The sequence below is a fragment of the Acidovorax sp. HMWF018 genome (assembly GCF_003061035.1).
In the GTDB taxonomy this organism is placed as follows: Bacteria; Pseudomonadota; Gammaproteobacteria; order Burkholderiales; family Burkholderiaceae_C; genus Acidovorax; species Acidovorax delafieldii.
In genome coordinates this window covers 1-2644 of sequence record NZ_QAIM01000611.1, presented here as the reverse complement: position 1 = coordinate 2644, position 2644 = coordinate 1, and the positions used below count along the sequence as shown (strand labels likewise).

Genomic DNA, 2644 nt, shown 5'->3' with positions numbered 1-2644 from the left:
CCCCGCGACAAGATGTACGGCGTGTGGTGGGCTGGTGCCGAGCCCGATGTGCGTGACGTGGGTGAAGGCGCCAAGGGCTACAACGCGCTGGCCCTGAACACCTCGGGCCAGCAGCCCAAGGTGATCCAGGACATCCTGAAGAACGTGCACGACAAGGGCCAGGGCACGGGACCCAAGGACGAAGTGGGCTCGGTGCTGTACACCCGTGGCGTGATCATCCAGATGCTGGCCGTCGAATCGGTGCGCCGCGCGCAGGAGCGTTTTGGCAAGGGCAAGGTCATGACTGGCGAACAAGTGCGCTGGGGCATGGAAAACCTGGCCCTGGACCAGAAGAAGCTGGACGCGCTGGGCTTTGGCGGCGTGATGCGTCCGCTGTCCACCAGCTGCGCCGACCACATGGGCTCCACCTGGGCGCGCGTGCACACCTGGGATGGCAGCAAGTGGAACTTCTCGTCCGACTGGTACCAGGCCGATGAGCAGATCCTCAAGCCCATGGTCAAGGCCGGTGCGGACAAGTACCTTGCCGACAAGAAGATGACGCGCCGGGATGCGGCGGACTGCCAGAGCTAAGCACATCCCCCTGAGCGGCTTTGCCGCTTCCCCCTTCTCTCTTAGCGCTGCGCGCTGCGGGAAGGGGGGCGCCGCCAGCGCGGCGGGGCGGCCCTTGCGCGGTGGCACTGGCCGGGGCAGCGACCGTTTCAAGGGCCAATGAACAGCGGTTGCCTCTTTGGCAGCCGCCAATCCAAAGGGTTGTGCAACAACCCTTTGGATTGGTACAGGAAGGCAACACCATGGACTCCAACAGCAATATCGTTCTCAACGTCAACGGCATCGAGGTCATCTACAACCACGTGATCCTGGTGCTCAAGGGCGTCTCGCTGCAGGTGCGCGAGGGCTCCATCGTGGCCATTCTGGGCGGCAATGGCGCGGGCAAGACCACCACACTGCGCGCCATCTCCAACCTGCTGCAGGGGGAGCGCGGCGCGGTCACCAAGGGCTCCATCGAGCTGCGTGGCGAGCGCATCGAGAACCTGTCGCCCGCCGACCTGGTGCAGCGTGGCGTGGTGCAGGTGATGGAGGGGCGGCACTGCTTTGCCCACCTGACGATCGAAGAGAACCTGATGACAGGCTCCTACACCCGCACCAGCAAGGCCGAAATCGCGGCCAACCTGGAGAAGGTCTACAACTACTTTCCGCGTCTCAAGACGCGCCGCACCTCGCAGGCGGCGTACACCTCGGGTGGCGAGCAGCAGATGTGCGCCATCGGCCGCGCGCTCATGGCCAACCCCAGCATGGTGCTGCTGGACGAGCCCTCCATGGGCCTGGCACCACAGATCGTGGAGGAGGTGTTCAACATCGTGAAGGACCTGAATACCAAGGAGAAGGTCACCTTCCTGCTGGCCGAGCAGAACACCAACATGGCCCTCAAGTACTCGGACTACGGCTACATCATGGAAAGCGGCCGCGTGGTGATGGACGGCGCCGCGAGCGACCTGGCCAACAACGAGGACGTCAAGGAGTTCTACCTGGGCGTGGGCGGCGGCGAGCGCAAGAGTTTCAAGGATGTCAAAAGCTACAAGCGGCGCAAGCGCTGGTTGGCTTGAGGAGCCCCCTGTGGCGCTGCGCGCCTTCCCCCTGAGGGGGACGCACCCGGTGGCCTGGCAAAGCCAGTTCCACGGGTGCGCTGGTGGGTTAGCGCGGGCGACCAGGGCCGTGTTCTTTTTCAGACCTCGAACGGAATCACTCTCAATTTCATAGCTGCTTACGCTTGATCGAAAAGCGCTAGAGGCATATTTCACTCAAACAACCTCACAAGGAAACCCAGGCATGAGCACGTTCTATGACGCCCTGGAAACACGCAGCCCCGCAGAGCGCGAAGCGGCGCTGATGGCTGCGCTGCCGCAGCAGATCGCCCATGCCCAGAAGGCATCGCCCGCTTTTGCCGGCATCCTGGCTGGTGTGGATGCCACCACCATCACCGGCCGCGCAGCCCTGGCGCAGCTGCCCGTCACGCGCAAGTACGAGCTGCTGGAGCGCCAGCAGGCAGGCCGCGCGGCCAACGTGTTTGGCGGGTTCAGTGCGCTGGGCTTCGGGCCGGGTATGACCCGGGTTTTTGCCAGCCCCGGCACCATCTACGAGCCCGAGGGCACGCGTCGGGACTACTGGCGCATGGCGCGCGCGATCCACGCAGCGGGCTTTCGCAGCGGCGAGTTGATCCACAACAGCTTCAGCTACCACTTTGTGCCTGCGGGTTCGATGATGGAAACCGGCGCCCACGCGCTGGGCTGCACCGTCTTCCCCGGTGGCACGGGCCAGACCGAGCAGCAAGTGCAGGCCATGGCCGAGCTGCAACCTGCGGGCTACATCGGCACGCCCAGTTTTCTGAAAATCATCGTCGAGAAGGCTGCAGAGATGGGCGTGGCGCTGCCCACCGTCACCAAGGCCCTGGTGTCGGGCGAGGCCTTCCCGCCCTCGCTGCGCGACTGGTTTGCCGAGCGTGGCATCGCGGGCTACCAGTGCTATGCCACCGCCGACCTGGGCCTGATTGCGTATGAAACCTCGGCCCGCGAAGGCCTGGTGCTGGATGAAGGCGTGATCGTCGAGATCGTGCGTCCCGGCACGGGCGACCCCGTGCCCGAGGGTG

The 2644-nt window shown here is 64.8% G+C and carries 2 protein-coding genes and 1 pseudogene; all 3 read left to right on the top strand.

Annotation, left to right across the window (positions count from 1 at the left end; genetic code table 11):
* Positions 1-570: pseudogene (locus DBR23_RS25975) on the top strand (ABC transporter substrate-binding protein); the annotation flags it as partial.
* A gap of 221 nt (positions 571-791) precedes the next feature.
* On the top strand, positions 792-1604 hold the full coding sequence (locus tag DBR23_RS25970; protein WP_056060067.1) for an ABC transporter ATP-binding protein: 813 nt from the start codon (positions 792-794) through the stop codon (positions 1602-1604).
* 223 nt (positions 1605-1827) lie between these two features.
* Positions 1828-2644 (top strand): phenylacetate--CoA ligase family protein (locus DBR23_RS25965; protein WP_108500013.1); only part of this gene is annotated, 817 nt, incomplete at its 3' end.